The organism is Streptomyces sp. NBC_00358 (genome assembly GCF_036099295.1).
Taxonomy (GTDB): domain Bacteria; phylum Actinomycetota; class Actinomycetes; order Streptomycetales; family Streptomycetaceae; genus Streptomyces.
Map to the genome: position 1 here is coordinate 1,354,554 of NZ_CP107976.1, position 25,785 is coordinate 1,380,338.

Here is a 25,785-nt window from a genome sequence, read left to right on the forward strand (position 1 = left end):
GACCCGACCGAGGAGCCACCGTGCACGGCAGTCCGCACATCGTGAGCGACGTGATGACCCACACCGTCGCCGCCATCGGCCGTGGGGCCGGTTTCAAGGAGATCGTGCAGTTGATGGAACAGTGGCAGGTCAGCGCCCTGCCCGTCATCGAGGGCGAGAGCCGGGTGATCGGGGTCGTCTCCGAAGCCGATCTGCTGCCCAAGGAGGAGTTCCGCGACGGCGACCCCGACCGCTCCACGCAGTCGCGGCGTCTGAATGATCTCGCCAAGGCCGGCGGGCTGACCGCGGAGGAGCTGATGACGTCTCCGGCGGTCACCGTGCCCGCGAACGCGACCCTCGCCCAGGCGGCCCGCATCATGGCGCACGCCAAGGTCAAGCGGCTGCCCGTCGTCGACGAGACCGGCGGCCTGCAGGGCGTCGTCAGCCGCGGCGACCTCCTCAAGGTGTTCCTGCGCAGTGACGAGGACATCGCCGAGGAGGTCCGCAGGGAGATCGGGTCCTACCTCTTCCACGGGTCGCCCCCGCCGGTCCGCGTCCAGGTGGCGGGCGGTGTCGTCACCCTCACCGGACGCGTCCGCGACACCGCGCTGGTGCCGGTGGCCGCCCGGCTGGTGCGGGCCGTCGAAGGAGTGGTGGACGTCGGATTCGACCTCACGGGCCCGGAGCGTTTGCGGAACCGGTGAGACGACCGCGAGCGCAGCGCCGCAACAGGTCCTTCCGGGGCCCGTTGAACCATCGTGCGACGGCACCCGGCACGGAAGCGGCTGAATCTTCAAAGGGTCGAAAGGATCGACACGGTCCCGAAACAGGCTCGGGTGGGGCCGATCGGCCCTGGTGCGTCCGGGCCTGAGGGGTAATGATCGGCGTGAGCGGGCTCGCGGTCCGTGGTCCATCACTGAACAAGGGGTCGCCATGGCCGAGGCGCGTACGTTCTCCGAGCAGAACCCGATCCGGGTCTTCCTGCTGGACGACCACGAGGTCGTACGCCGCGGTCTCACCGACCTGCTGGACAGCGAACCGGACATCTCGGTGGTCGGCGACGCGGGCAGCGTCGCGCACGCCCTGGCGCGCGGCCCGGCACTGCGCCCGGACGTGGCCGTCCTGGACGTCCGCCTGCCCGACGGCGACGGCATCAGCGTCTGCCGGGAGCTGCGCAGCCAGATGCCCGAGCTGTCCTGTCTCATGCTCACCTCGTTCGACGACGAGGAGGCGCTCCTCGACGCGATCATGGCCGGGGCGGCCGGCTACGTGCTGAAGCAGATCAAGGGATCCGACCTGGTCTCGGCGGTCCGTACCGTCGCGTCCGGCCAGTCGATGCTGGACCCCACGACCACCGCCCGCCTGATGCGCAAACTCCGCGCCGATCCGGCCGAGGAACCGGCCCTCTCCCCCGAACTCGCCAGTCTCTCGCCGCGCGAGCGGGACATCCTCGCGCTGATCGTCGACGGCCTCACCAACCGCGAGATCGGCAAGGAGCTGTACCTCTCCGAGAAGACGGTCAAGAACCACATCTCCCGCCTGCTCGCCAAGCTCGGCGTCCAGCGCCGCGTCCAGGCCGCGGTACTGGCCAACCACCTCGAACACCCCGACACGAGGGACCAGCACCCCACCCGTTGAGTCCTCGATCGGCTCGCGGCCGGCCTGTCTCGGGCGGTCAGCCTGTCGGGGCCGCCGCCCGGACGACGTCCGTCGTCATCACGGATCCGACCTTGTCGTTCTTCATGGCTGTTCCTCCTCAACGCAGTCGGCGCAGGTAGGGGTCCTGGGCGCGGCGCGGCAGCAGGCGGACGCGTGCGTCGAGCACGCTGACCGCGCCGGGGGTCGCGAGGACGGGGTTGAAGTCGGCCTCGGCGAGCTGCGGAAGATCGCTCGCCATGCGGGACAGGCGCAGCAGTACCTGTTCCAGACCTTCGAGGTCCACGGGTCCGGCGCCGTGCGCGCCGAAGAGCAGGGGCGCGCAGCGCGGCGACGTGATCAGGTCATGGACGTCGTGGTCGGTCAGTGGGGCGAGGCGGGCCGCGTGGTCGGCCAGTACCTCCGTGGCCGTACCGCCGAGACCGAACAGCACCAGGGGTCCGAAGACTTCGTCCTGGACGACCCCGGCGAACAGTTCGGTGCCGCGCGCGGCGAGCGGCTGGACGACGACTCCGGTCAGGAGTCCGGCGAACCGGGTCTCGAAGTCCCGGAAGGCGGCGCGTACTTGGGCGTCGCCCTGGAGGTCGAGGTGAACGGCGCGCTGTTCGCTCTTGTGGAGTACGCCGGGCCAGTGCGCCTTCATGACGACACGGCCGTCGGGCCCGCGCAGCCGTTCGGCGGCGAGGACGGCGTCGTCCTCGGTCTCGGCCCACGCCCAGTCGAGTTGGGGGATGCCGTAGCAGGCGAGCAGTTCCGCGCAGGTGCGGGGGTCGAGCCAGCCGCCGTCGGGGTGCGCCGCGAGGAAGTCCTCGGCGACCGTCCGGGCGCGCCCGCTGTCGATGTCGGCGAGGTCGGGGACGGTACCGGCGGGCCGGCTCAGCCAGGCCGCACGACGGGCGGCGTGGGCCAACGCCCGTGCCACCGCGCCCGGTTCGGAGTACGACGGGATGGTGCCGCCGTCCGCGACGGGCAGCAGCTCGACCGGCAGGGCCTGCTCCAGCCGCACGACGGCGACGGGACGTTCCCGGCGTGCGGTCCCGTCGGTGAGCGCCCGGACGAGATCGTCGCCGGTCGCGGCGGCGACGGCGGTGGGGACGAGCGCCACCAGGACGGCGTCGATGCCCGGGTGCCGCGCGACCCGGTCCAGGCAGTCCCTGAGCTGCTCCTCGCTGACGGCGGCGGTGACGTCGACGGGGTTGCCCACGGCGGCACCCTCCGGAAGCACAGCGAGCAGGTCGTCCACGAGTTCGGTCGTCAGGGCCGGGAGGGCGAGTCCGGCCTCCGCGCAGGCGTCGGCGGCGAGGACTCCCGCGCCGCCCGCGTTGGTGACGATCGCGACGCGGCTGCCGGAGGGCAGCGGCTGGGCGTGCAACAGGGCGGCGGTTTCGAGCAGTTCGCCCACCGAACGGGTGGCGGTGATGCCGGCCTGGGTGAACAGGGCCTGCCGGGTCATGGTGCGGGTGGCGGCGGCCGCGGTGTGCGAGGCGGCCGCCCGCCGGCCCGCGTCGGTGCGGCCCGCGTCGACCGTGAGGACGGGCATACGGCGGGTCACCCGGCGGGCGGTGCGGGAGAAGGCGCGGGGGTTGCCGAACGACTCCAGGTGCAGCAGGGCGAGGTCGGTGCGGTCGTCGCTCTCCCACCACTGGAGCATGTCGTTTCCGCTGACGTCGTACTTGTCGCCCAGCGAGGCGAAGGTGGAGACGCCGATGCCGAGCCGCGACAGCCCGTCGAGCAGGGCGATGCCGACGCCGCCCGACTGCACGGCGACCCCCGCCGTACCGGGGCGCGGGTGGCCGGCGGCGAAGGTGGCGTCGAGGGCGAGTTCCGGGTCGGTGTTCGAGACGCCGAGGCAGTTCGGGCCGACGAGCCGCATGCCGTACGCGCGGCACGCGTCCAGCAGTCCCCTGCCCTGGCCGGCGTCCAGCCCGGCCGTCACCACCAGCAGCGCCCGAACCCCGGCCTTGCCGCACTCCTCGGCGGTGGCGGGTACGGCGGCGGCCGGGACGGCGAGGACCGCGAGGTCGGGGACGAGGGGCAGGGCGGTCACCGACGGGTAGGACGGCACACCGAGGACCGAGTTCACGCCGGGGTTCACGGCGAACAGCCGCCGGGTGAAGCCGCCCGCGTGCAGATGGTGCAGAAGGGCCCGGCCCACCGACCCGGGCCGGCGTCCCGCGCCGATCACGGCCACGGCATCGGGGCGCAGCAACGGGTCCAGGCTCGCCACGTCGGCGCCCGTGCCTCGGGTCTCGACCGCCGCGAGGTAGGTGTCGTCCTCGGCCAGTTCGATGGTGCAGCGCACTTCGGGGCCCTCGAAGTGCCGGGACGTGCGCAGGCCGAGGTCGGCGAACAGGCGCAGGACCTCGTGGTTCTCCGACAGGGCGTCGGCGGTGAAGGTGCGGATGCCCTCGGCGCGGGCGGCGGAGACCAGATGCTCGACGAGCAGGGTGCCGACGCCCCGGTGGTGCAGCCCGTCGGCGACCGCGATGGAGATCTCGGCCGTGCCCGCGCCGTCACCGGTCTCGGCCTCGTACTCGGCGAGCCCGATGACCTGGCCGTGCGTCTCGGCGAGCAGCGCCCGGTAGCCGGGGCGTGACGGGGCACAGGCCCTGTCGGCGGCCGTCTCGGCGGAGCGGCGGCTCGCGGCGAAGAAGCGGAGGCGGAGGTTGTCCGGGGACATCTCCTCGTACAGACCGTGCAGTTGCTCGTGGTCACCGGGCAGCACGGAGCGTATGCACACCGTGGTGCCGTCCTGAAGCAGCGCGTGCGCCTGGGGGCGGTCGTCGTCCGTCATCACTGGCCTCCTCGAAACCTGTCGACACTTCGAGCATCCAGCGATCCGGGGTCACGCCCCAGGGGCTGACCGGTGCACCGCATGGGCCGGTCGGCCCCGTTCCCGACCTCCACCGGAAGCACACCCGGGCTCGTTCCATCCGAGACGACGGGTGCCGAGCCGTCCTCGACGGGCGCGCGGACCGCGATGCCGTCCAGTGCTCCGGCCGGCTCGGGCAGGACCAGTCCGCCGGTGCGGGCGGCCGCCGACGCGACCCGCTCGGCGGCGCGGTCGTAGGTGTCGTTCAGTACCTGGCGCCCGGGACGTCCGAACGCCGGGTCGTACGCGAGGAGACGGGCCAGGGTGGCGGGCGGTGCGACGTCGTTGATCGCGACCACCTCGGCGTACCGGGTGCCCGCCTCGGCCCGGTCCAGTGCCGCGCGTGAACAGGTGCGGCCGGTGCGGCCGAAGCCGTACGGGCGGTGCGAGGTCGTCAGTCGTGCGGCACGACGGCGACCGGGGCGGTGGAGTGGTGGAGTACGGCGTGCGTGACGGGGCCGATGTGGGCGCCAGGCGCGGCACGGCGGACACGGCGGCCCACGACGACGAGCGAGGCCTCGCGGGAGGCGTCCACCAGGTGATGGGCCGCATTCCCGGACAGGGTGTCCCCGATGATCTCCACGTCCGGGAACTTCTCGCGCCAGGGCCGCAGCACCTCCGTCACGGCGTCGGCCTCCTGCCCGGCCAGCCGGGCGTTCAACTCCAGGTCCTGAGGCAGGCCGTACGCGATGTAGGGCGGCTCGTTCCAGGCGTGCACGACCCGCAGCGCCGTGGCACGCAGGAGGGCGGCCTCGAAGGCGAAGCCGATCAGGGTGTCGTGGGGGCCGACGGTGTCGAGGCCGAGGACGACAGGCTTGAAGGGGGCCGCGGCGGACGGGACGCCCGAGGAATCCGTCAGGTGCTCGTCCGCGGCCTGTTCTCCGGCGCGTACGAGGACGACGGGTCGTCCGGCGTGCGCGACGACGGCCAGTCCGGCCGAGCCGACCATGAAACCGTCCATGCCATTGAGTCCACGGGTGCCGAGTACGAGGACTTCGGCGTCGTCAGCGGCCTTGAGCAGCGCCTCCGCGGGCCGGCCGGTGCGCTGCTCCATGGTGACCCCGACTCCCGGGTGGCGCGCCCGCAGGTCTTCGGCCGCTTCGCGCGGGATCGTCCTCCGCCCTTCGGACGGGGGTACCCGCGTCTTGCTTCGCTCGCTCCGGTGCTGGTGGGGCTCGGCGCCGAGCAGCGGTGCCCGCGCCATGGGGTCCGGGACCGGTTCCCTCACATGGACCAGCTTCAGCCGCAGTCCGCGCATCCGCGCCTCACGGGCAGCCCACTCGGCGGCGGCGAGGCTCTCCGGGGAACCGTCGAGGCCTGCGGTGACCGTACGCATCATGTCCGCCTTCCGGATCGAAGGTCCGGGTCCGGTTCAAGCCTCGTGTCCGGTGAGCTCGTTGTGCAGGGGCCGCAGGTCCCTGGGAGGGGCCGGTCGGCCCTTGACGGGACCTGCGGCACGGGCGGCGGAAGGGACGAGCCTCTCCGGGAGCCGCCGGCGCTCCTGCGGTCACCGCAGCGGATGCCGAAGGGCCGTGCCTCTTGGGCTGAACGGCCCTTTCCTGCAACCTGGTTGGCCCATCGGCACCGCCACTGCGTGCGAACCAGGCGCCGGGTGAGGGGTGTTCGCCGACCGGCGCCACGGCACGCCGTCGAAGCAGACCGGCGGCAGACCTGCCGCCGGCTCGCCGCTAGGGCAGACCTCCGACGGGGACGGTCAGGGCCGTGGCTTCGGCCTCGGTCTCCGGGGTCACGAGGCTGTCCGGTGTGCGGAAGCGGTAGAGCAGGACGAGGGCCACGGCGGGGACGACCAGGTAGAGGAGCAGGACGATCAGGGCCTGTGTGGTGCCGTGGCCGTCGAAGTAGATCGTGTTGCGGAGCAGGATGTAGGCGTTGCGGGGTGGCAGGTACGGGCCGATGGCGCGCCAGAACGCCGGCAGGTAGGGGACTCCGTTGGCTCCGCCGGAGGACGGGTTGCCGAAGAGCATGACCACGATGACGGTCACGAGGGTTCCGGCGGCTCCGAGGAGCTTTTGCAGGACGGCGGCGACGAGGGCGACCGCCGCGATGACCAGGGCGAGGATGGGCCAGACGATCCAGAACTTCGGGGCCGGGTAGCCCTTGAGCCAGGTACAGACGACGACGTTGACCAGCAGCGCGGCGAGGACGGCGAACCCGGTGAGTGCGGGCAGGCGCCAGCGGCCGACCGATGTCCCGGTCGTCGCTCTGAGCATCGTCGCTCCCATGTAGCCGCCGACGAGCAGCGGGATCAGCATCAGCGAGGAGACCAGGCCGAAGGGGTCCTTCTTCGCCAGCGGATGAGGCGCGTACTGCTCGACGTGGAGCGGCTGCCGCAGGTTCTTCGCGGCCTCCTCGAAGTTCCCGGCCAGGTCGAGGGGCGCGACGTCGCTGATGGTGGGGACGACGAGCAGTGTGGTCGAGGTCGGTCCCGGGATGAGTGCGCCGTAGATCTTGGCCTGGTCGATCGCGTCCTTCACGGCGGATTCGTCGGAGTACTGAGTGACCTTGAGGGAGAGGTTCTTGCGGGCCGCGTTCAGGATCGGGGACGCTCCGGTGGTCCCGATCGGGAGGTCGGTCGCGACAGGCTCGTGGGCGGAGCTCATGTAGTTCGCGGTGAACAGGCACTGCATCACCGCGGCGACGGTCAGCGCGGCCAGTACGGCCACGACGGGACGCCCGGAGGACGCTGTGGGGGTGGAGTCCGCCCGGTGGGAGGGAGCTTGCCCGCCGACCTTCTTGACGGGTCGCCAGCGGCCCAGGTAGCCGATGATGACACCCCCGACCAGCGTGTACAGGCCGAGGACGATGAGCGGTGTGGTGATGTTGTTGCCGCCGAAGTAGATGACGTTGCGCAGCAGGATGATGCCTTGCTGGGGCGGGAAGATGGCGCCGAGGTGCTGCCAGTAGACGGGGAGCAGGGAGACGCCGACCCCGCCGGCGGCGGAGCCGCCCACGATGATGAACAAGGTCGCCACCAGGAGTGTGCCCAGCGGTCCGACCAGGCGTTGGAAGGCCGCGGCGGCGAGGGTGACGGAGGCGGCGATCAGGATGAAGCACGGCAGCAGCGGCCAGAAGTGGCTGTTCTCGTAGGCACCGATACCTGGCCCGGCGATGAGGTCGGTCAGGACGGCGCCGACCGTCGAGTAGCCGAGGAGCATCGCCACATGCCAGGGCGCGGCGGCCGTCCTGGTCGCTTTGAGTACCAGGACGGCGGCGAGATAGCCGCCGATGAGCAGTGGGATCAGGAGCAGTCCGGAGACACCGCCGAGCCGGTCGCTCTTCGGCAGCGGCTTGACGGTCTTCACCGTCAGGGGTCTGTGGAGCTTCTTGGCCGCGTCTGCGAACGCGGCTTCCAGTTCCACCCGGCCGAAGAAGCTCTTGGCCGGGACGACGATCAGCGTGTCGCTCCTGGGGCCGGGCAGGTAGGCGCCGTAGAGCTTGCTCTGGCCGATCGCGTCGAGCACGGCGGACTCGTCCTGGTAGCTGAGCGTCTGGAGTGAGACCTTCGATGTCACCGCCTTCACGACCAGGGACGGACCGGTCACGCCGATCGGGGCGTTGCGCAGCACGAGCAGTTGCAGCGAACTGACCAGACAGAGCGCGAAGAGGCTCTGCAGGACCAGCACGACGCCGAGCGCGACCAAGATCTTCTTCATCACGGGAACACCACCGGCCGTCCGCCGAGTGTGAAGCGACCCGGAGCGCCCACGGGTCGGCCGCCTCCGCCTCGAACGAGCGGCCCGGGCCTTCGGGTGATGCCACCGGATTCGACCCGTCGACTACGTATCGTGCCCATATCGGCACGTTACGTCGCCGTCCCGGGCCGGGCATTCCGGGCGGGTGTCCCGGACGGGGTCCCGGACAGGGGATCCCATGCCGGGATTCCCCGCCGTCGGCGTCTCCCCCGCTGCCCCGGCCGGCCGCCAGGGAGCGAGCGGCAGGGGCTGCGCGGGGGCCGATCGGGTGGTCGGGCACGCGTCGCGCCGCGACAGGCGGGTGCGGGGCGCGGGGTCGCGATTGAATCCCACGGGCTCCCCCGCGTCAGAAGGAGGACGAGCACTATGACGGGCGAGGACATCCTCCTGGGCATCGCCCTGACCGTCGCTCTCGCCACGGGCTCGCAGATCCTCGCGAACAAGCTGCGCGTCCCCGCGCTGATCGTCCTTCTGCCGGTCGGCTTCACGGCGGGCGCCCTGACCGACGTCATCCACCCCGCACGGCTCGTCGGCCCGGACTTTCCCGCGCTGGTCTCACTGTCCGTCTCGGTGATCCTCTACGACGCGGGGCTCGGGCTGAACCTGCGCAATCTCACCGGCCGCACCCGCTCGACCGTCGTCCGGCTGCTGGTCATCGGCATCCTGGTCACCTTCTTCGCCGTGGGGGGTATCGGACCGGCCCTGTTCGGCATCCCGCTGCGGGGGGCCGCGATGATCGGCATGATCCTCGTCGTGTCCGGCCCCACCGTCGTCGGCCCGCTGCTCGAATACGTCCGGCCGACGGACAGGCTGCGCCGCATCCTGATCTGGGAAGGGACGCTGACCGACCCGATCGGCGCCATCCTCGGAGCCGTCGTCTTCCACGCCGTCGCGACCTCTCACCGGGTCGACCTCGGCCGGGGCTACCAGATCGGGCAGTTCCTGATCAGCATGGGAGTCGGTCTCGCGGGCGGTGCGGTGGGCACCGTCATCCTGTGGCTGACCCTGCACAAGCTGCGGCTCGGCGAGACACTCGGCACCCTCGCGCAGTTGGCGACGGTGATCCTCGTCTCCGCGGGCTGCGACATCGCTCGTGACGACACCGGCCTCATCGCCGCCATCTTCACCGGACTCGCCATCACCAACCTGCGGGGGATGGACATGCCGGCTCGCCGGCCCTTCCTCGAAACACTCGTCCAGATGATCATCGGCCTGCTGTTCATCTCCATCTCCTCCGCCGTCACCCCTGACTCCGTGGTGCCCGTGCTCGTCCCCTCGCTGATCCTGATCGCCGTACTCGTCCTCCTGGTCCGGCCGCTCATCGCGTACGCCTCCGCATGGGGTTCCGACCTGACCGTGGGCGAATGGGGCTTCATCGGGTGGATGGCGCCGCGTGGCATCGTCGCCGCGTCGACCGCGTCCGCGTTCTCCGCCACCCTCGTCGCGAAGGGGCTGCCCGGCGCGGCCAAGATCCTGCCGATCACCTTCCTCGTGATCGTGGGGACGGTCCTGCTCTACGCCCTGACCGCCGCGCCCGTGGCGCGGAGACTCGGTGTCGTCCGTTCGGCGCGGACCCGGCCGCTCCTGGTGGGCGGGGCCCCGTGGGTCATCGGCCTGGGGAAGGCCCTGGAGACCGCCGGACTCGACGTGCTGATGTGGGCCGGGCTCGAGGAGGAACGCGAGCGGATCACCACAGCAGGAATCGAACTCGCCCACGGGGAGATGCTCGCGACCGCGACCAACCCCCGCGCCCGCCTGGAGGGCGTCACGGCAGTGTTCCTCCTCACCGACGACGACGATTTCAACGCCCTCGCCTCAACCGTCATCAAGGACAACGTGCGAGGGCCCGTCTACCGGGTGGGGCCGCCGCGGGACAGCCACGGTGTGGTAGCCCCCTATACGGGCGGCGACATCCTCTTCGGTCACCCGCTCGTCCGGCATCGTCTGGCGGCCCGCTACGAGCACGGCGCCCGCTTCCATGTGCAACCCGGATCCGAGCCCGTCCCCCCGGACCGCGACATCCTGTTCGTGGTCCGCGCCGACGGCCAGTTGGTCCCGGTCACCGGGACCCGGACGATCACACCGCTGCCCGACGACACCGCCGTGCTGATGGGCTCCGGATGACCTCGTGGGCCACCCGCTTCCGGCTGCGGCAGTACGCCAAGGCGAGCCTGTGGATCGTCCCCCTGTTCGGGCTCGTGCTCGGCGTCGCCCTGGCCGAGGCGGCGTCCGCCGTGGACGGGGCGTCCTGGCTGCCGAGGACCTGGAACTACTCTGCCTCGACCGCGAGCAGCGTCCTCAGTTCCGTGGTCGGCGCGATGATCGCGCTGCTCGGATTCGTCGTCACCATCGGGGTCCTCGTCATCCAGCAGGCCACCGGGACCCTCTCACCGCGCTACATGCGGCTCTGGTACCGCGACCGGCTGCAGAAGGCCGTGCTCGCCACCTTCACCGGCACGTTCGCCTTCGCGTACACACTGCTCCGGAGCATCGAGACCGACTCCGTGCCCAACCTCGGCGTGACCCTGGCCGGCATCGCCGTATCCGCGAGCCTCCTGCTCCTGCTGATCTACCTCAACCGCTTCACCCACAACCTGCGGCCGGTGGCGATCGCCGACATCGTGGGACGCCTCGGCGAACAGGTCCTCGACCACGCGGCGGCGCGCGTACGGAGCGGCGCGGCCTCCGACGGGGCGCCGGGCACGCCAGCTCCGGTGACCCGCATCCGGACCGGACGCGGCGGTGTCATCCAGGCGTTCGACGCGTCCGGCATGGTCTCGCTCGCGGCCCGGCACGACTGCGTGTTCGTGCTGGCCGCCTCGGTCGGCGACTTCGTGCCGCCCGGCGGCACCGTCGTCGAGATCCACGGCGGCACGTCTGCGCCCGACCCGCGCCGGGTGACCGGGCTCCTCGCCCTCGGTCCCGAGCGGACGATCGAGCAGGACCCGGCCTTCGCCCTGCGCATCCTGGTCGACATCGCCATCCGCGCCCTCTCCCCCGCGGTCAACGACCCCACCACGGCCGTCCAGGTGCTGAACCACGTCGAGGCGTTCCTGTACGCCGTCGGACGCGTCGGACTCCGCGGCCGGTACGTCCTCGCCGACGACCGGGGCCGGCCGCGCCTCGTGCTGCCGGGCCGGTCCTGGGAGGACTACCTGGAGCTCGCCGTCACCGAGATCCGCGACTACGGTGCGAGCTCGGTCCAGGTCTGCCGACGGCTGCGGGCCCTCCTCGAAGGCCTCCTGACGACACTGCCGGAAGCCTGCGGGCCCGCTCTCCGTGCCGAACTCGGACTGCTCGACCGAGCGGTGGACAGTGCGTTCGCCGACGCCCCCAGCCATGCCGTCGCGCTGACGCCCGACCCCCAGGGCATCGGAGGACGGCACCGTCGGGGCGGAGCCCCCGGCGGCTCACCGCCCCGGCTCCGCCCGTAGGAACTCGGCCGTCCGTGCCCGGTGTCAGCCCCGCTGGCGTTTCCGGTCGATGGCCTCGTCCAGGGTCGACGCGGCCATGATGAGGGACAGGTGGGTGAACGCCTGCGGGAAGTTGCCCAGTTGCTCACCACTGGGGCCGATCTCCTCGGCGAACAGGCCGACGTGGTTGGCGTAGGTATGCATCTTCTCGAAGGTGTAGCGGGCCGGACGGACCCGTCCGGCCCGGGCCAGGGCGTCGACGTAGAGGTAGGTGCAGAGGCTGAAGGTGCCCTCCGAACCGCGGAGGCCGTCCGGGGAGGCGGCCGGGTCGTACCGGTACACGAGGCTGTCCGAGACGAGCTTGCGTTCCATGGCGTCCAGGGTCGAGAGCCAGCCGGGGCTCTTCGCGGAGAGGAACCCGACGCGCGGGATCAACAGCAGCGAGGCGTCCAGGACGTCCCCGCCGTAGTGCTGGACCAAGGCCTGCTCGGTCTGGCTCCAGCCCTTGTCCATGACCTGTTCCAGGATGCTGTCCCGGGCGTGGCGCCAGCGCGGGATGTCGGCGGGCCGGCTGAGTTCCGTCGCCAGGCGCAGCCCCCGGTCGAAGGCGACCCAGCACATCACGCGGCTGAACGTGAAGTCGTTGCGGCCACCGCGGGTCTCCCAGACGCCCTCGTCCGGGCGGTCCCAGTTGTCGGACAGCCAGTCCAGCGTCCGGGCGAGCCCCTTCCAGCCGTGGAATCCCAGTTCCTCGCTGACGTCCACGCCCTCGGCCATCGCGTAGAGGGCCTCGCCGTAGATGTCGAGCTGCAACTGGTCCGCGGCGGCGTTGCCTGCCCGGACTGGCCTCGATCCCCGGTAGCCCTCCCAATGGTCGAGGATCTCCTCGGTCAGATACGGGTCCCCGTCGACCCGGTACATGATCTGCAGGCGTTCGCCCGGCAGGTCGGCCCGGTCGCGCATCCGCTCCCCCAGCCACTTCATGAACGCCGACGCCTCCTCGGCGAACCCGAGGTCGAGCAGGGCCCGCACCGAGAGCGAGCCGTCCCGCACCCACGAGTACCGGTAGTCCCAGTTGCGCTCGCCGCCGACCTGCTCCGGCAGACCCATGGTGGCGGCGGCGACGGGCGCGCCGGTCGGGTGGTAGGTGAGGAGTTTGATCGTGATGGCGGAGCGGTTCACCATCTCGGCCCAGCGGCCGCGGTAGTGGGAGGTGTGCAGCCACTTCTGCCAGAAGTCCACCTCGTGCCACAGCGCCTCCGTCACGCCGTCGACCGTGAGCGGGGGCGGCGCCTCGCCGTCGACGGCGCAGGTGGTGAACACCGCGACGGCCTGCTCGCCGATTCCGAGGGTCACCGCGCCCTTCACGTCCTTCCCGTCGCGCTCCAGCGGGAAGGTGGCCTGCAGGTGACCGGCGATTCCGGGCCCCCGGAACACCGCCCCCTGCGGCCGCAGATCGAGTTCGTGGTCAGCCCGGCCGTAGTCGAACCGCGGCCTGCACTCCAGGAGGAACCGCACGGTGCCGCGCACCACGCGGATCACCCGCATCAGGCTGTGGCGGTCGGTGGGGGTGCGGCTGGTGTTCGCGGGCATCCAGTCGACGACCTCGCCGACGCCCTCCGGTGACATGAACCGCGTGACCAGGACTCCGGTGTCCGGGTAGTAGAGCTGCTTGCACGTCACGTCCGAGTGTTCGGGTGCCAGCCGGAAGTACCCGCCGCGATCGTGGTCGAGGAGCGAGGCGAACACGCTGGGCGAGTCGAACCTCGGCGAGCAGAACCAGTTCACCACGCCCTCGGACGACACCAGGGCGGCGGTCTGGAGGTCGCCCACCAGACCGTGGTTGGCGATGGGGGGATAGCGGTCCATGGGCGTCCAATCCGGGAAGTGCCGACGCGGTCCACTCTCCGACAAGGCGTATACGGGCGCTTCCCGGGGCCGCAGACGGGTGAATCCGGCCGTGAGCGGCTCGACAAGGCCGTTCAGCAGGCTGCCGCCGAGGTCGCCTGATCCGCCCGTTCCCGTCCCCGGGGCCACCCGTTCGTCGACGGCCCCCGGCTCTCGTCCCGCGCCGCCATGCGGGGTACCCGGGACGGATCTACCGTTGAGGGGAAGTCCGGCGCTCGCGGATGCTCGATGCTCCGCCACCGTTCCCACGTCGCGCCGGAAGCCCACGGGAAGGCACCCGAACATGGCCACTGCGTCGGAAACACCTGTCCTGGACACGCTCGCCGCGATGACGGTCGACTCGATCGAACGCTGCGGGCTGGCCCCGGACATGCTGCTGCTCACGCGCATCGCGGCCCTGGCCGCCTCGGACGCCCCGCCGATCTCCTACATGGCCCATATCGGCCCCGCCATGGAAACAGGCATCACCGCGGCCCAGTTGCAGGACGTCCTGGTCGCCATCGCACCCATCGTGGGCACGGCCCGTGTCATGACGGCAGCGGGCAACATCACGGCGGCACTCGGCATCGCGATCGCCGTCGCCGACGCCGCGATCGAAGACCAGGGCTGAGAGCAGACGCCACCAGGAACGGACGACCGGCGCGGCCCACGAACAGGGGACCACGGCAGCACTCCGGCTGCCGTGTCCCCGGTCGCTCCGGAGGCCGCGGGGCCAGGCAGGAGAGCCGACGATGCCCAAGCATGCGAGCACCGCGATGCGTACGTCACCCCACGCGACACCCGCGGAGCGCGTGGCACTCGGCAAGGAGGCGCGGCGCCGCTGTCCGCGGTCGGGCCACGCGGTCTACAAGCCCGGTCCGAAGAGACCGGACCCGCTGGCGATCCTGGAGGGGCAGTCCGCGGCCCGGGTGCGGGAGTTGGTGCCGATCCGGTACAGCAGGATGACCGAGTCCCCGTTCCGCTTCTACCGCGGCGCCGCCGCGATCATGGCGTCCGACCTGGCCGGCAGCCCCGTCTCGGGAATCACCGCCCAGCTCTGCGGAGACGCCCATCTGCTCAACTTCCGCCTACTGGCCTCGCCGGAGCGGAAGTTGATGTTCGACATCAACGACTTCGACGAGACACTGCCGGGCCCCTGGGAGTGGGACGTCAAGCGGCTGTCGGCGAGCTTCGTCATCGCCGCGCGGGCGAACGGCCTCGACGACGCCGAGCGCGCCCGGATCGTGAGCGCCACCGTGCGCTCGTACCGCGAAGCGATGATCCGCTTCGCCGGCATGAGCAACCTCGACGTCTGGTACGCGAGAATCGGCTCTGGCTCATTTTCCGTGATCGGTCACTGAGAGTGTCCGGTGCTGGGAAGAAGCAAGCTCCGTAGTACGGCGGCGACGCTGCCGGGCTGGCTGATGAAGGGTGAGTGGCTCGTGTGCCACGTCAATGTGCTGGAACAGCGCCTGCTCATCTCCCTCTGCAGGTCGGGTTCAATCGCGCGATCCTGAGTGCAGATGACGTAGGTGGAAGGTGTGTTCTGCCACGATTGGCATTCCGGTACGCCGCGGCCACATCCCGGTTTCTGGGGTCGCAGCAACGACGCTGCCCAGGTCGCACGTTCGATCGGGGCGTCGGCGTAGAACACTTCTATGGCCGCCGCGGGATCCACGTGGGTCACGCCGTCTCCGTCTTGCACGATGGAGGAGGCGAGGATCTTGGTCGAACCACCGAGACGAGCCGCGCTCTCGCCCTCAGCAGGCACAAAGGCTGCCAGGTACACCAAATGAGCAGCACCTGTCAGGCCGGTGATGACTGACCCGCCGTAAGAGTGGCCTACAACCAGGGGCGGCTGTTCCATGGCATCAACGACTGCTTGCACCGCTTCGGTGTCGGCCTGAAGCGAGCCACGATGCAGTTCCGGAACAGCGACCTCGACTCGGGCAGCAGCCAACTCCCCGACGACCAGGTTGAAGTGCTGGGGGTCGTGGTACAGGCCGTGTACCAACACCACACCACTCACGAAGATCCCCCGATTCAGCAGAGCATTCACTTCTCCCGCAGCCATGATCACCTGCGCGCCGCCGATCACGCCAGAAGCACACGTTTGCGCAGGAGGGCGAATCCGGCTCGGCCGAACATCTGGCGCTTGAGCATCTTAAAAGTTACGTGGAATCTGCCGGGGTGATCATGTCTCCCTGGTGTAGCCACGAACTTGGGAGACGGCTTGAGCGCCGCTGTGGGAGTGACGGAGAAGTGGCCGGTGCTGGGGCGCCACGAGAGGGCAGCGGGCTGGCTGCAAGTGTGGTGCGATCTTGGCCGTGCGCCTCGGACGATCGATGCCTACGCCCGCGGGCTGGCCGAGTACCTGGTGGTGTGCGAACGAGAGGGGGTCGACCCACTCGCTGCCAGTCGGGCTCATATTGCCCTTTATGTAAGGGAGTTGACTGCGCGGCCGAGCCGTCGGGGCGTGAACGTGGTCTCGATCGATTCGGGGTCGGGTCTGGCGAACGCCACGATCCAGCAGCGGCTGGTGCCGGTGCGGTTGTTCTACGACTTCCTGATGGAAGAGGGACTGCGGGAGTCCAATCCGGTGGGTCGGGGCCGTTATACGCCGGGCCGTCGTTGGGGTGGGCACCAGCGTGGCCTGGTGCCGCGGCTGACGAAGCTGCCGTGGATCCCCAGCGAACAGCAGTGGTTGGGAATCTTGGAGGTCGCGCGGGGGGAGCCGGTCCGCAACCGGGTGATGCTGGCTTTGGCCTACGATGCCGCGCTGCGGCGCGAAGAGCTGTGCTCGCTGCGGACCGATGACCTGGATCCGGCTCACCGTACGTTGCGGGTACGCGCGGAGACGACGAAGAACCGACTGGAACGGGTGGTGCCGTACTCGGCGTCGACCGGCGTGCTGATGTCGGCCTACCTTGCCCACCGGGCCACGGTCAGCCGGGCGAGAGGCCCGCTGTTCCTCTCCGAATCACGGCGCAACTACGGCCAACCGCTGAGCCTGTGGACGTGGTCGAAGGTGATACGGCGGATCGCCGTGACGGCCGACGTCCCGCAGTTCTCCACGCACACCACCCGGCACCTGTGTCTGACCGATCTGGCCCGGATGGGCTGGGAATTGCACGCGATCGCATCCTTCGCCGGCCACCGTCACACCGACTCCACGCTTCAGTACATCCACCTGTCCGGCCGGGACCTGGCCGATAAGCTCGCCCGCGGCATGGAGCACATCCACGCGTGGCGAATAGAGGCGCTCGCCTCCTCGAACGGCACGTTGCCGGAGGTGGCACGGTGAGTACATCCCGGCTGGCCCTGCCTGAGGAGAACGGCCCCGAACGCTGGTCCTGGCCGATCATCCCAAACCACTACGACACTGCTGTCGAGATCCGGCCCGCCGAGGTACTGGCAGTGAGCGAACTCGGGGTGCGGAATCTGCGCCGGCTCAAGGACCACGACCCGTCTGCTGCCAGCTGGCGAGTGATCCGCCGTCTGCTGGTCCCGCTGGAGGCGGTCAACGCCGCTCTGGACTCGCCACCCACCCCACACCGTCGGCGCGCCATGCTCGACGTGATCGCTGTGCTGCTGACACGTTGCGCGGAGACCGGCCGAACCTTTTGGGGATGGACCTCGCAGGAGTGGATCCATCTGCTCGGCCGCAACCAGACCGAGTTCCACCAGCACGCCCCGGGCTGGGTCAACGACGAGGTCCGCCCCTATCTTGCCGCGCACGCCTACCTGTTGGGCTCCTTCAACGAATTCCACCGACTCGGCAGCTTCCAGCGACTCACCCTGTCCTGGCGGATCTTCGGACGCGGCCTGGTGAGCAGCGAGATCGCCCGCATCCGCGCGGTCCTCGCGTCCTGGGGCTATCAACTGGGGCGGGACGACGACACGCTGCTGCCGATGGTCGTCTGCCAGCTGCTTCTCCTCAACCGGAGCCCGCATCTGGAGGATCTCGACACCTCGCTGTTCGACCGGGTCCGGCGCGAGAAGATGCTGGCCGGCTCACAGCGCTACACGCTGCACGCCACGCAGCGAGCGGTTGCCGAACTCGGGTTCTGTGATCCTCCGCAGCCCATCACTGGCCGCCAGTCGGTACGGGCGACCGGCGGCGCGAAGACGTGGGAGCAATGGGTCGATCGCTGGTACGCCACCTCTACGCTCACCCCGGGCGTCCGTGGCGCCATGCGTTCCGCCCTCCTCAGGGTGGGCCGGTGGATAGCCGCGGAAAAGCCCGACGTTGCTGACCCGACGGACTGGACGCGGCAGACCTGCGCGACCTGGATCGCCGCAGTGGACCGGATGAGGGTCGGTGACTACGTTCAGCGGACGGCTGGCCTGGGGGACCGTCTCGGCAAGCCGCTCGAAGCGGCGACCAAGGCCGGGCAGATCACCGCGCTGCGAACGTTCTTCAGGGACTGCCAGGAATGGGAGTGGCTGCCCCGCAGCTTCGACCCACTGCGCTCGTTGGCGATCCCTCGCAGCATCACAGCCCTCCTCGGCCCTGACCCGCGGGTGATCGCCGATGAGGTCTGGGCGAAGCTTCTGTGGGCGGGTTTGAACCTGGAAGCCGCTGATCTCCCGCAGTCCCAGGCCGGGCAGTTCTACCCCTTCGAACTGGTCCGCGCAGTCACACTGACCTGGCTGTTCTCCGGTCAACGCAGCAACGAGATAGCCCGATTGAGGGTGGGCTGCATCCGTTGGCAGCACGACGGCACCCCCATCACCGGTGACTCGCAGCAGGTCCTAGCCCGCGACACCGTCTGTCTCCTCGACGTCCCGCCCCACAAGACCGGCACCGCCTTCAGCAAGCCGGTCGACCCGATCCTCGGCCAGGCCGTCGATGCCTGGCAGGCCGTCCGCCCGGATCAACCGAAGTTCACTGACCGCCGCACCGGCGAGCGCGTCGACCTGCTGTTCGCCATCCGGGCCCGCCGCGTCTCCACGCACTACATCAACAACACGGTCATCCCGATGCTCTGCCGCAAGGCCGGAGTCCCGGACGCCGACGTCCGCGGGAACATCACCAGCCACCGGGCCCGGTCCACCATCGCCAGCCAGCTCTACAACGCCAAGGAACCGATGACGCTGTTCGAACTGCAAGCCTGGCTCGGACACCGATCACCGCAATCCACCCAGTACTACGCGAAGATCACCCCGAACACCCTGTCCAAGGCATACTCCGAGGCGGGCTACTTCGAGCGGAACGTCCGCACGATCGAGGTCCTGGTCGACCGGGACGCGGTCGCCTCCGGTGCCGCCGCTGGCGGTGAGCCCTGGCAGCACTACGACCTCGGGCACGGCTACTGCAGCTACACCTTCTTCGAACAGTGCCAGCACCGCATGGCCTGCGCACGCTGCGACTTCTACACCCCAAAGGAATCCACGCGATCCCAACTGCTGGAAGCCAAAGGAAACTTGCAGAAGACGGCCGTGTCCATCCCGCTGACCGACGACGAGCAGGCAGCCATCGAGGACGGCCAGGCGGCCCTAGACCGGCTACTTGACCGCCTCGCCGACACACCCACTCCGGCCGGCCCGACACCACGCGAACTGGACGTGCCAGCGACAACCCGCCTCCTGCCGCTTGTCGACGTCCGACAGGGCGGGACGGGTTGCGCATCGCGCTGATATCGGAGTGCGCACAGGCGCGGAAGAGTGTCACAGTCACTGCCGTGACCTTGATGAACGTGCTCGTCGACTTCGCTCGAACTGGCAGGATCGGGCCGCTTCACTGCGGAATGCCCCTGACCGAGGCCGAGGATCTCCTCGGTCGCGGGCGCCCCCACCCCGCCCTCCTCATGAAGGGCCCCGACATCGATGGCTATCCCTATGCATGGGGAGGCCTTCGACTGGTCGTCACCCAGAGGGCTGTCAGCGGCATCTGGATCGACCTCTGGCCCGGATCAACGGCGAGTCTCCCGCCGCTCGTCCTGCCTGATTCCGAGTCGTTCGAGGCCACTGTGCTCCGTGAGGAACTGATCACGGCCCTCGACACCGCAGGCTGCCACAACGAGGTCAACCCCGTCCTCACCTTCGGCGAGCAGTCGAGCATCCCCACCCAGCCCGCCGAGGTCTGCGCTGTCTTCAGCCTGCCCGGCCGGGACCACCATGTTCCACACCGCGATCGGCACTACCTCGACGTGATGCACAAGCACACGGCTTGACATCGCTGATTCCACAGAATGATGCGGTTGACGTGTCCTTCGACGACGCCGGAACTCCAGGGCAGGGTGAGGCCGGCGATGACCGCATCGCGGTCACGGTCGATGCCGGCGGCGAGTGTGTGGAGGCCAGGGAGATCGTCTCGCCGGACTGCATCGAGCCACTGCGGCAGCCGTTCACCTTGGCGCTCAGTGAGCATCTGGCCGAAGGAGCGGACGTGGCCGGTGAGGGCGTCCAGTTCAGGGCAGTGGACCAGAACGGCTTTGAGCCGAAGGTGCTCCGTCTCGTTGAGAGTCTCCGGCCGGCGAAGGATCCATCCGGCGACGACGCGGGGTGACGGTGGCCGAGCTGTGACGGGGCCCGACGAGAGCCGCTTCTCCCGGAAATAGGCGCGAACCCGCTGGTAGCTGCCCTGGTAGCCGAGTGGCACGATCTCTTCCCACACGGTCCAGGCGTTCGTGCAGCCCTGGTTCCAGCGGTCATCCAGGTAGGGCTTGAAGGCGTCGAGTTTGGACGGCCGGCCCTGCCATTGGCCGTGGAACAGGTCCTCCGGGGTGGCTGCGTCGGCCAAGAGTTTGACGGTGCGGGAGGTCATACGGAGTTGGCGGCCGATCGCCCTCCGGCTGAGCCCGGCGGCGAGTAGTTCGTGGACGGTCGCGTGCTTGGCGCGGGTGCGGTCGGCGAAACGATGCCCGGTAGGCCACGGCGAGCCGGACGGGTCTGTGAACTTCTCCGGCTGGGGGACGGACTGGGCTGGATCCGGCGCCAGGACCCGCAGGCACCCGCGGTGGTCTGCGACACAACGCTCAGCGGCCTCGCTCAGGTTGTGCCAGAGGTGCCACCTGTCCGCGACCTGCACCGCCTGGGGCGCCCCGGCGGTGGCCCCTTCGGCGAAGAACGGTGCCCGGTCGCGGCATACGACCTCCACCCCGGGCCGCTTCGCGAGCCAAGCGGCCAGACTGGAAGCCTCCCGGTCGGGCAGCAGGTCCACCGGACGCCTGCTTTCGACGTCGACCAGGACGGTCCCGTAGTGACGCCCTTTGCGGGTCGCGTACTCATCGACCCCGACCACGCGCGGGGCGGGAACTTCCGGGTCGGGCAAAGCTTCGACCAGCCTCAGCACCGTGCTGCGGCTGACGGACACGCCAAAGACTCTCGCCATGCGGGCCCCGGCCCGTCCGGCGAGCGCGAGGCCGACCGCGGCCAGCGCCGACCGCAGGCGCTCGGTGCGCCGGCCGTATCGACGGGTCAGCCCCTGCATCTGCTCAGCGAAGGTCCGGCGCCCGCAGGAGATGACCGGGCAGAGGAACCTGCGGACACGCAAGCAGAGGACGACCCGTCTGCCACCGCTGGGCACGTCAGCGGGAAACCGCAGGTAGGAGCTGTGAATCCGCCGTGACCAGCACAGACAGCCCGGGCAAACGGACTCGGCCGCCGTGCTCCGAGCCTCGATGCGCACCGACTCATCGTTCACGTCGACCGACAGCACCGCCACGTCCGCGATCGACGGGAACAGCAACTCCTCCAGCCGTAGCACCACTTCTTCCACGAGCCGAACCGTCAGCCACACCGAACCGGAGGCAGGCTATTTTCGGGCAACCTGCCCCGGGCCTGCTCGCCCAACAATCGTCACTCAGCGTGGATAGTCCACGGAAAGTGCGCCAGAGCCCGAGAATCGACGCCGAGCGACTGCGGGACCTCACAACGGGCCAGCTCAGCAAGGGCGGCCAGAAGAAGCTGGACCACGCCCTGGCGAAGGCCCGTTCGCGCGACACCGTGCAGGTCTTCGAGAAACTCACGCAGCAGGTCGACGGGCGCCCGATGATCGCGCCGGACCCCCCGCTGCTCGTGCCCATCGCCGATCTGCTTCCCGACTCCCAACGCGCCATGCTGGAGCGCCAGTTCAGAGGACTCATCGAGCGGTACGGGATCACCCTGCCGTCCGACCGGCGCTTCCTCCTGGACGACTACCAACTCGCGGACGTCGCCCGCAAGGTGGTCGGAGTCGGCAGTGTCGGCACCCGGTGCTGGATCATCCTGCTCCTCGGACGGGACGGCCGCGACCCGCTGTTCCTGCAGGCCAAGGAGGCCGACACCTCCGTCCTCGCCGACCACGTCGGGGCCAGCCAGTACCGCAACCAGGGCGAACGAGTGGTCGCGGGACAGCGGTTGATGCAGGCGGCGAGCGACATCTTCCTCGGCTGGGAACGGGTGGACGGCATCGACGGCAAGCGCCGCGACTTCTACGTCCGGCAACTGCGCGACTGGAAGGGAATCGCGATGCCGGAGATGATGTCGCCCCTTCAGCTGGAGACCTTCGGCGGCCTCTGCGGCCTCACCCTCGCCCGCGCGCACGCCCGGTCCGGCGACCGGATCGCGATCGCCTCCTACCTCGGCAAGAAGGATTCCTTCGACCGGGCTCTCGTGACCTTCGCGGAGGCGTACGCCGACCAGAACGAGCGCGATCATCAGGCACTCGTCGACGCGGTGCGGGCGGGACGGCTGCCCGCGGAGGACGTCCCGGCCGGTTGACCGGCCCTCGCCGACCGGCCCTGCGGACGACGCACCACGACCCCGGCCGAAACGGCTCGCGTGGATACGTTGCACGCCTCGGAACGGACCGAACTCGTCCGCAGCAGAGGGATCACCGACACCGGAGGAACGAACGATGCCCGCTTCCGGTACCGGCCCAGCGGCGGCCTCGGCCGGCGGCTGGAACACCCGCCTCTACTGGGAGTGGATCGGCTACAACACGCTCGCCTTCGTCACCGTCCTGACCGCCGGTTTCGTGCTGGCGCTGCTCGGCAGCGACGCCCTCCACCTCGATCTCGCCAGCGGCCACGTCCTGGTGGCACTCCTGATCGCCACCCTGGGGGCCATCCTGTTCGGGGGTGTTCTGGGAGCCCTGCAATGGCTGGTCGTACGGCAGCGGGTGCCCCTTCCCCGCAAGGTGTGGATCACCGCCAACATCGGGCCGGCACTGCTGGCCTGGCTCCTCGTGATCATGCCTGCCGTGATCACCGCCCAGGACTCCGGCAAGGACGTGTCGACGACCTACCTGCTGGCCGCCAGCCAGAGCCTGGCGCTCGGCCCCCTGCTCGGCCTGTCGCAGTCCATGGTGCTCCGCAAGGTCACCGGACGCTGGGCCTGGTGGATCGGAGCCAACCTGGCCTCCTGGCTGATCGTCGACGCCGTCATCTACCTCCTGGGCCGCCTGACCGGTGACCTCGACGTCCTCACCGGCGACGGATCGCTCGTGGAGATCTACCTGACCCTGATCGCCACGACACCCCTGACCGGCCGAGCCCTGCTGTGGGTACTCGCCCCCTCGGCCCTGACCGGGACAGCGGCCGCGGAGCCGCCGTGACGGTCGGCGCAGCCCCGGGGCCGCCGTGACGGTCCCGGGCGCCGTCCCGTGGCATGCGCCGGCCGCGGACGACCGACCCGCGCGCCGGGGGCCTGCGGCCGCGGGTTCTCCGCGCGACCGCAGGCCTCCGCGTCAGGGCCGCATCTCGTAGGCGCCGGACAGGGCCTCGACCTGGGACCAGACGCGGGCCAGGCGCTCCGGGTCGGCGACCGGGCGGCGGATGGCGGCCAGCGCCCAGGCCGCCTGGTCCTCGGTGGCGGCGGCCTTGCCGTGCAGCTCGGTGGCGTAGCCGGAGAAGTCACGGACCAGGACGGCGAAGATCTCGTCCAGCAGGTCCTCGTCCAGGCCGGTCAGCTCGGCCTGCTCCAGGACCAGTTGGCCGTAGACCACGAGGGCGAAGAGGTGGCCGAGGGCGAGGGAGAAGTCGAGGTCCCGGAGCTGGGCCTTGTCGGGGGTGTGCCGGGAGAGCAGCTCGCACAGCCCGTCCGCCTGCTCCCGGAAGCGGGCGACGTTGGGCAGCGCGGCGAACCGGTCGTAGGCGATGCGCCAGTCGTGGAAGCGGATGGCACCCAGACCGCGGGCCGGACCCTGCGCGAACAGGAACGTGTCGTCCGCCGGATCGAGGCGGGTGGGCACGGGCGCGTAATCGGCGGGCTGGAACAGGTAGTTGCCCATGAACTTCTGGATGAGGGCGAGGTTGACGTGGACCGTGCCCTCCAGCTTGGGCAGGCCGCGGATGTCCCGGCACGCCTTGTCGAAGTAGGTGTCCTTCTCGAAGCCCTTGGCCGCGATGACGTCCCAGAGCAGGTCGATGACCTTCTCGCTCTCGGTGGTGACCTTCATCTTGGTCATCGGGTTGAAGAGCAGGTAGCGGCGGTCGTCGGGACCGGCGGAGCGGAAGTAGTCGGCGGCCCGGTCGCTGAAGAGCTTCATGGCGGCCAGCCGGACGTAGGCGTCGGTGAACTCACGGCGCACATGCGGGAAGTCGGTGACCGGGTTGCCGTACAGGACGCGGTTGTGGGCGTGGGTGACCGCCTCGTACATGGCGTGCTCGCAGATGCCGACGCCCACCGTGCACAGGTTGAACTTGCCGATGTTGACGGTGTTGAGCGCGGCGTCGAAGGCGGCCTGGCCGGTGTGCATCACGTCCGCGGCGCGCACCGGGTAGTCCTCCAGGCGGAACTCGCTGACGAACATCTGCGAGTTCACGACGTTCTGCACCAGGTGGTAGTCCGGGTGCCGGCTGTCCGCCGCGAAGAAGACGTAGCCCTCGGGGCCCTCGATGTCGGAGCGGCGGCCGAAGACGGAGACCAGTCCGGCGACGTTGCCGTTGCCGATGTAGTACTTGGAACCGTCGGCGCGGAAGCCGCCCTCACCGTCGGGGGTGAGGACCATGTCCGTCTGGTAGATGTCGGCGCCGTGGCTCTTCTCGGACAGGGCGAAGGCCATCACGTGTCCCTCGGAGAGCAGTCGCGCCGCACGGGCGCGCGTCTCGGGGTTCGCGCTCTGCCACACCGGGCCGAGGCCGAGGATGGTGACCTGCCAGGTGTACCAGTAGTTGAGGCCGTAGAAGCCGAAGATCTCGTTGAGGGCGGCGTTCCGGGCGGTGTCCCAGCGCTTGTTCGCGTCGCCCCCGCCGTCGGCGGACGGGGTGAGGAAGGTGGCGAACAGGCCCTCCTTGGCGGCGAACTCCAGGAAGTCGGCGTACCAGGCGCGGTCCATGTAGTCGCCCAGCAGTGCCGTCTTGCCGCGGGTCTCGAACCAGTCGATGGTCGCCCTCAGCAGGCGGCGGGTCTCCGGGTCGAAGTGCGCCGGGTCGTAGGTGTGCGGGTTGAAGAGCAGGCTGTTCGCCATGGCAAGTTTCCCTCTCGAATGCGAGTTGAGGTGTCCGCCGGTGCTCCGGCGCAGGGGACCAGGACATTGTTACCCTCCAGTAGGGTGTCATGGGCCGTGAAGTCACCTCGTTCGAGGGCGTGCTGGGCGGGGCCGGGCGAGGTGCGGTCGAATCCGATCCTGTCCCGGGCAGGGAACCCGTCGAGCCGGGCGGGGTGGCGTACGGCGTCGCCGCGGCCGTGAACGCCCCCGTTCCGGACCCCGGCGAGGAGTTTCCGTACGTGGACACGCAGCCGTTCGACGTGCCCGGCCGGCCGGGTGCGACCCGGTGCAGCAGGGTCCGGCCGTTTACAGACCGGGTTCGGCCGAGTGCGGCCGCGTTCGGCCGAATCCGCCCGGGTTCAGCCCGAGCGGCTGCGAGACGCACCCGCGGGGCCCGAGTGGCGTCAGCGCGGATGCCAGGTGAGTTTGTCGCCGCCCACCCAGCGGACCACGTCGGGGTCGTCGAGATCGTGGACCGTGATGCCGTACGCCGCCGCGTACTCCAGGACGTCCGTGATCGCCTTCGCCTCGCCGACCATCTCGCCGTCGATCTCCATGATCCGGAACGGCGGCGTGCCCGGCTGCACCCCGAGCACCATGATCCGTGGGTTGGAGATGTGAGGGCTCGCACTTTCGGTCATAGCTAGAGCGTAAAGCGGTTCCCGCCGTTCCCGCTGGTCAGCGGTGGAGCACCGGGAGCCTGCCGCCCGCGCCGCCCGGAACCCGGCGCGGGCGGCGGCGATCCGGGCGTTCGCCCAGCCGGGTGAGCCGCCCGGTCCGGCCACCGGGGACCCGCGGCCGCCCCGCCAGGGACCCGTCACGGCGCCGCGCCAGGGCCCCGGTCACAGC

The 25,785-nt window shown here is 70.1% G+C and carries 17 protein-coding genes and 3 pseudogenes; 11 read left to right on the top strand and 9 right to left on the bottom strand.

What is annotated here, in order from left to right; all coding sequences use genetic code 11:
- Positions 1-20: 20 nt before the first annotated feature.
- Together OHT01_RS05695 and OHT01_RS05700 are read left to right on the top strand one after the other, a co-directional pair.
- Positions 21-683, top strand: a complete 663-nt coding sequence (locus OHT01_RS05695; RefSeq protein WP_328552017.1) for a CBS domain-containing protein — start codon at positions 21-23, stop codon at positions 681-683.
- A 229-nt stretch (positions 684-912) separates the two neighbouring features.
- Positions 913-1,617: a response regulator transcription factor gene (locus OHT01_RS05700; protein ID WP_328552018.1), complete on the top strand. Its 705-nt coding sequence runs from the start codon at positions 913-915 to the stop codon at positions 1,615-1,617.
- A 118-nt stretch (positions 1,618-1,735) separates the two neighbouring features.
- Here the strand turns inward: OHT01_RS05700 and OHT01_RS05705 are convergent, their stop codons facing one another.
- From OHT01_RS05705 to OHT01_RS05720, 4 genes and pseudogenes are all read right to left on the bottom strand, one after another.
- Positions 1,736-4,429, bottom strand: coding sequence for a bifunctional acetate--CoA ligase family protein/GNAT family N-acetyltransferase (locus OHT01_RS05705; protein ID WP_328552019.1), 2,694 nt, complete (start codon positions 4,427-4,429; stop codon positions 1,736-1,738).
- A 278-nt stretch (positions 4,430-4,707) separates the two neighbouring features.
- Positions 4,708-4,905 (bottom strand): annotated as a pseudogene (locus OHT01_RS05710) (glyceraldehyde 3-phosphate dehydrogenase NAD-binding domain-containing protein); the annotation flags it as partial.
- Positions 4,902-5,846, bottom strand: coding sequence for a universal stress protein (locus tag OHT01_RS05715; protein ID WP_328552020.1), 945 nt, complete (start codon positions 5,844-5,846; stop codon positions 4,902-4,904). The pseudogene OHT01_RS05710 and the gene OHT01_RS05715, both read right to left, overlap by 4 nt.
- Before the next feature lie 349 nt (positions 5,847-6,195).
- Positions 6,196-8,181, bottom strand: coding sequence for a hypothetical protein (locus OHT01_RS05720; protein ID WP_328552021.1), 1,986 nt, complete (start codon positions 8,179-8,181; stop codon positions 6,196-6,198).
- A gap of 405 nt (positions 8,182-8,586) precedes the next feature.
- Between OHT01_RS05720 and OHT01_RS05725 the strand changes: the two genes are divergently transcribed.
- Together OHT01_RS05725 and OHT01_RS05730 are read left to right on the top strand one after the other, a co-directional pair.
- Complete coding sequence (locus OHT01_RS05725) at positions 8,587-10,344, top strand: cation:proton antiporter (RefSeq protein ID WP_328552022.1); 1,758 nt, start codon at positions 8,587-8,589, stop codon at positions 10,342-10,344.
- Positions 10,341-11,654 carry a DUF2254 domain-containing protein gene (locus OHT01_RS05730; RefSeq protein ID WP_328552023.1) on the top strand — a complete coding sequence of 438 codons (1,314 nt, stop codon included), beginning with the start codon at positions 10,341-10,343 and terminating at the stop codon, positions 11,652-11,654. The genes OHT01_RS05725 and OHT01_RS05730 overlap by 4 nt, the downstream gene beginning before the upstream one ends.
- Positions 11,655-11,678: 24 nt before the next feature.
- Here OHT01_RS05730 and OHT01_RS05735 read toward each other — a convergent pair whose 3' ends face one another.
- Positions 11,679-13,502, bottom strand: coding sequence for a glycoside hydrolase family 15 protein (locus OHT01_RS05735; RefSeq protein WP_328552024.1), 1,824 nt, complete (start codon positions 13,500-13,502; stop codon positions 11,679-11,681).
- Between the two features lie 322 nt (positions 13,503-13,824).
- Between OHT01_RS05735 and OHT01_RS05740 the strand changes: the two genes are divergently transcribed.
- Together OHT01_RS05740 and OHT01_RS05745 are read left to right on the top strand one after the other, a co-directional pair.
- Positions 13,825-14,151: a carboxymuconolactone decarboxylase family protein gene (locus OHT01_RS05740; RefSeq protein WP_328552025.1), complete on the top strand. Its 327-nt coding sequence runs from the start codon at positions 13,825-13,827 to the stop codon at positions 14,149-14,151.
- Positions 14,152-14,272: 121 nt separating this feature from the next.
- Positions 14,273-14,845: pseudogene (locus OHT01_RS05745) on the top strand (DUF2252 family protein); the annotation flags it as partial.
- Positions 14,846-14,874: 29 nt separating this feature from the next.
- Here the strand turns inward: OHT01_RS05745 and OHT01_RS05750 are convergent.
- Positions 14,875-15,549 carry an alpha/beta hydrolase gene (locus tag OHT01_RS05750; protein WP_328557994.1) on the bottom strand — a complete coding sequence of 225 codons (675 nt, stop codon included), beginning with the start codon at positions 15,547-15,549 and terminating at the stop codon, positions 14,875-14,877.
- A 204-nt stretch (positions 15,550-15,753) separates the two neighbouring features.
- Between OHT01_RS05750 and OHT01_RS05755 the strand changes: the two genes are divergently transcribed.
- Genes OHT01_RS05755 through OHT01_RS05765 form a run of 3 tightly spaced genes read left to right on the top strand, consistent with a single transcriptional unit; the run spans position 15,754 to position 19,696 of the window.
- Positions 15,754-16,824 (top strand): tyrosine-type recombinase/integrase, encoded by a 1,071-nt coding sequence (locus OHT01_RS05755; RefSeq protein WP_328551034.1) that lies wholly within the window; start codon positions 15,754-15,756, stop codon positions 16,822-16,824.
- The gene (locus tag OHT01_RS05760; protein ID WP_328551033.1) at positions 16,821-19,160 is read left to right on the top strand and encodes a tyrosine-type recombinase/integrase; all 2,340 of its coding nucleotides are present in this window, start codon (positions 16,821-16,823) and stop codon (positions 19,158-19,160) included. Before OHT01_RS05755 ends, OHT01_RS05760 begins: the two co-directional genes overlap by 4 nt.
- Positions 19,161-19,204: 44 nt before the next feature.
- Complete coding sequence (locus tag OHT01_RS05765) at positions 19,205-19,696, top strand: hypothetical protein (RefSeq protein ID WP_328551032.1); 492 nt, start codon at positions 19,205-19,207, stop codon at positions 19,694-19,696.
- On the opposite strand, the gene OHT01_RS05770 is transcribed toward OHT01_RS05765, so the two are convergent.
- Positions 19,663-21,243 carry an ISL3 family transposase gene (locus OHT01_RS05770; protein WP_328551266.1) on the bottom strand — a complete coding sequence of 527 codons (1,581 nt, stop codon included), beginning with the start codon at positions 21,241-21,243 and terminating at the stop codon, positions 19,663-19,665. The two genes, OHT01_RS05765 and OHT01_RS05770, sit on opposite strands and share 34 nt — an antisense overlap.
- Before the next feature lie 122 nt (positions 21,244-21,365).
- Here OHT01_RS05770 and OHT01_RS05775 point away from each other — a divergent pair.
- Together OHT01_RS05775 and OHT01_RS05780 are read left to right on the top strand one after the other, a co-directional pair.
- A pseudogene (locus OHT01_RS05775) lies at positions 21,366-22,226 on the top strand (DUF2252 domain-containing protein); the annotation flags it as partial.
- Between the two features lie 136 nt (positions 22,227-22,362).
- Positions 22,363-23,061, top strand: a complete 699-nt coding sequence (locus tag OHT01_RS05780; RefSeq protein WP_328552026.1) for a hypothetical protein — start codon at positions 22,363-22,365, stop codon at positions 23,059-23,061.
- Positions 23,062-23,193: 132 nt separating this feature from the next.
- Here the strand turns inward: OHT01_RS05780 and OHT01_RS05785 are convergent, their stop codons facing one another.
- Both OHT01_RS05785 and OHT01_RS05790 read right to left on the bottom strand, forming a co-directional pair.
- A complete protein-coding gene (locus OHT01_RS05785) occupies positions 23,194-24,915 on the bottom strand; it encodes an acyl-CoA dehydrogenase (RefSeq protein ID WP_328552027.1) in 1,722 nt (573 codons plus the stop codon).
- Between the two features lie 425 nt (positions 24,916-25,340).
- The gene (locus OHT01_RS05790; RefSeq protein WP_328552028.1) at positions 25,341-25,577 is read right to left on the bottom strand and encodes a hypothetical protein; all 237 of its coding nucleotides are present in this window, start codon (positions 25,575-25,577) and stop codon (positions 25,341-25,343) included.
- Between the last annotated feature and the right edge of the window lie 208 nt (positions 25,578-25,785).

Bases quoted from the DNA above. Each gene is read 5' to 3' on its own strand.
- OHT01_RS05785 (WP_328552027.1), bottom strand. From the start codon at position 24,915: ATGGCGAACAGCCTGCTCTTCAACCCGCACACCTACGACCCGGCGCAC.
- OHT01_RS05715 (WP_328552020.1), bottom strand. From the start codon at position 5,846: ATGATGCGTACGGTCACCGCAGGCCTCGACGGTTCCCCGGAGAGCCTC.
- OHT01_RS05700 (WP_328552018.1), top strand. From the start codon at position 913: ATGGCCGAGGCGCGTACGTTCTCCGAGCAGAACCCGATCCGGGTCTTC.
- OHT01_RS05790 (WP_328552028.1), bottom strand. From the start codon at position 25,577: ATGACCGAAAGTGCGAGCCCTCACATCTCCAACCCACGGATCATGGTG.
- OHT01_RS05780 (WP_328552026.1), top strand. From the start codon at position 22,363: ATGCCCGCTTCCGGTACCGGCCCAGCGGCGGCCTCGGCCGGCGGCTGG.
- OHT01_RS05725 (WP_328552022.1), top strand. From the start codon at position 8,587: ATGACGGGCGAGGACATCCTCCTGGGCATCGCCCTGACCGTCGCTCTC.
- OHT01_RS05705 (WP_328552019.1), bottom strand. From the start codon at position 4,429: ATGACGGACGACGACCGCCCCCAGGCGCACGCGCTGCTTCAGGACGGC.
- OHT01_RS05740 (WP_328552025.1), top strand. From the start codon at position 13,825: ATGGCCACTGCGTCGGAAACACCTGTCCTGGACACGCTCGCCGCGATG.
- OHT01_RS05735 (WP_328552024.1), bottom strand. From the start codon at position 13,502: ATGGACCGCTATCCCCCCATCGCCAACCACGGTCTGGTGGGCGACCTC.
- OHT01_RS05730 (WP_328552023.1), top strand. From the start codon at position 10,341: ATGACCTCGTGGGCCACCCGCTTCCGGCTGCGGCAGTACGCCAAGGCG.
- OHT01_RS05720 (WP_328552021.1), bottom strand. From the start codon at position 8,181: ATGAAGAAGATCTTGGTCGCGCTCGGCGTCGTGCTGGTCCTGCAGAGC.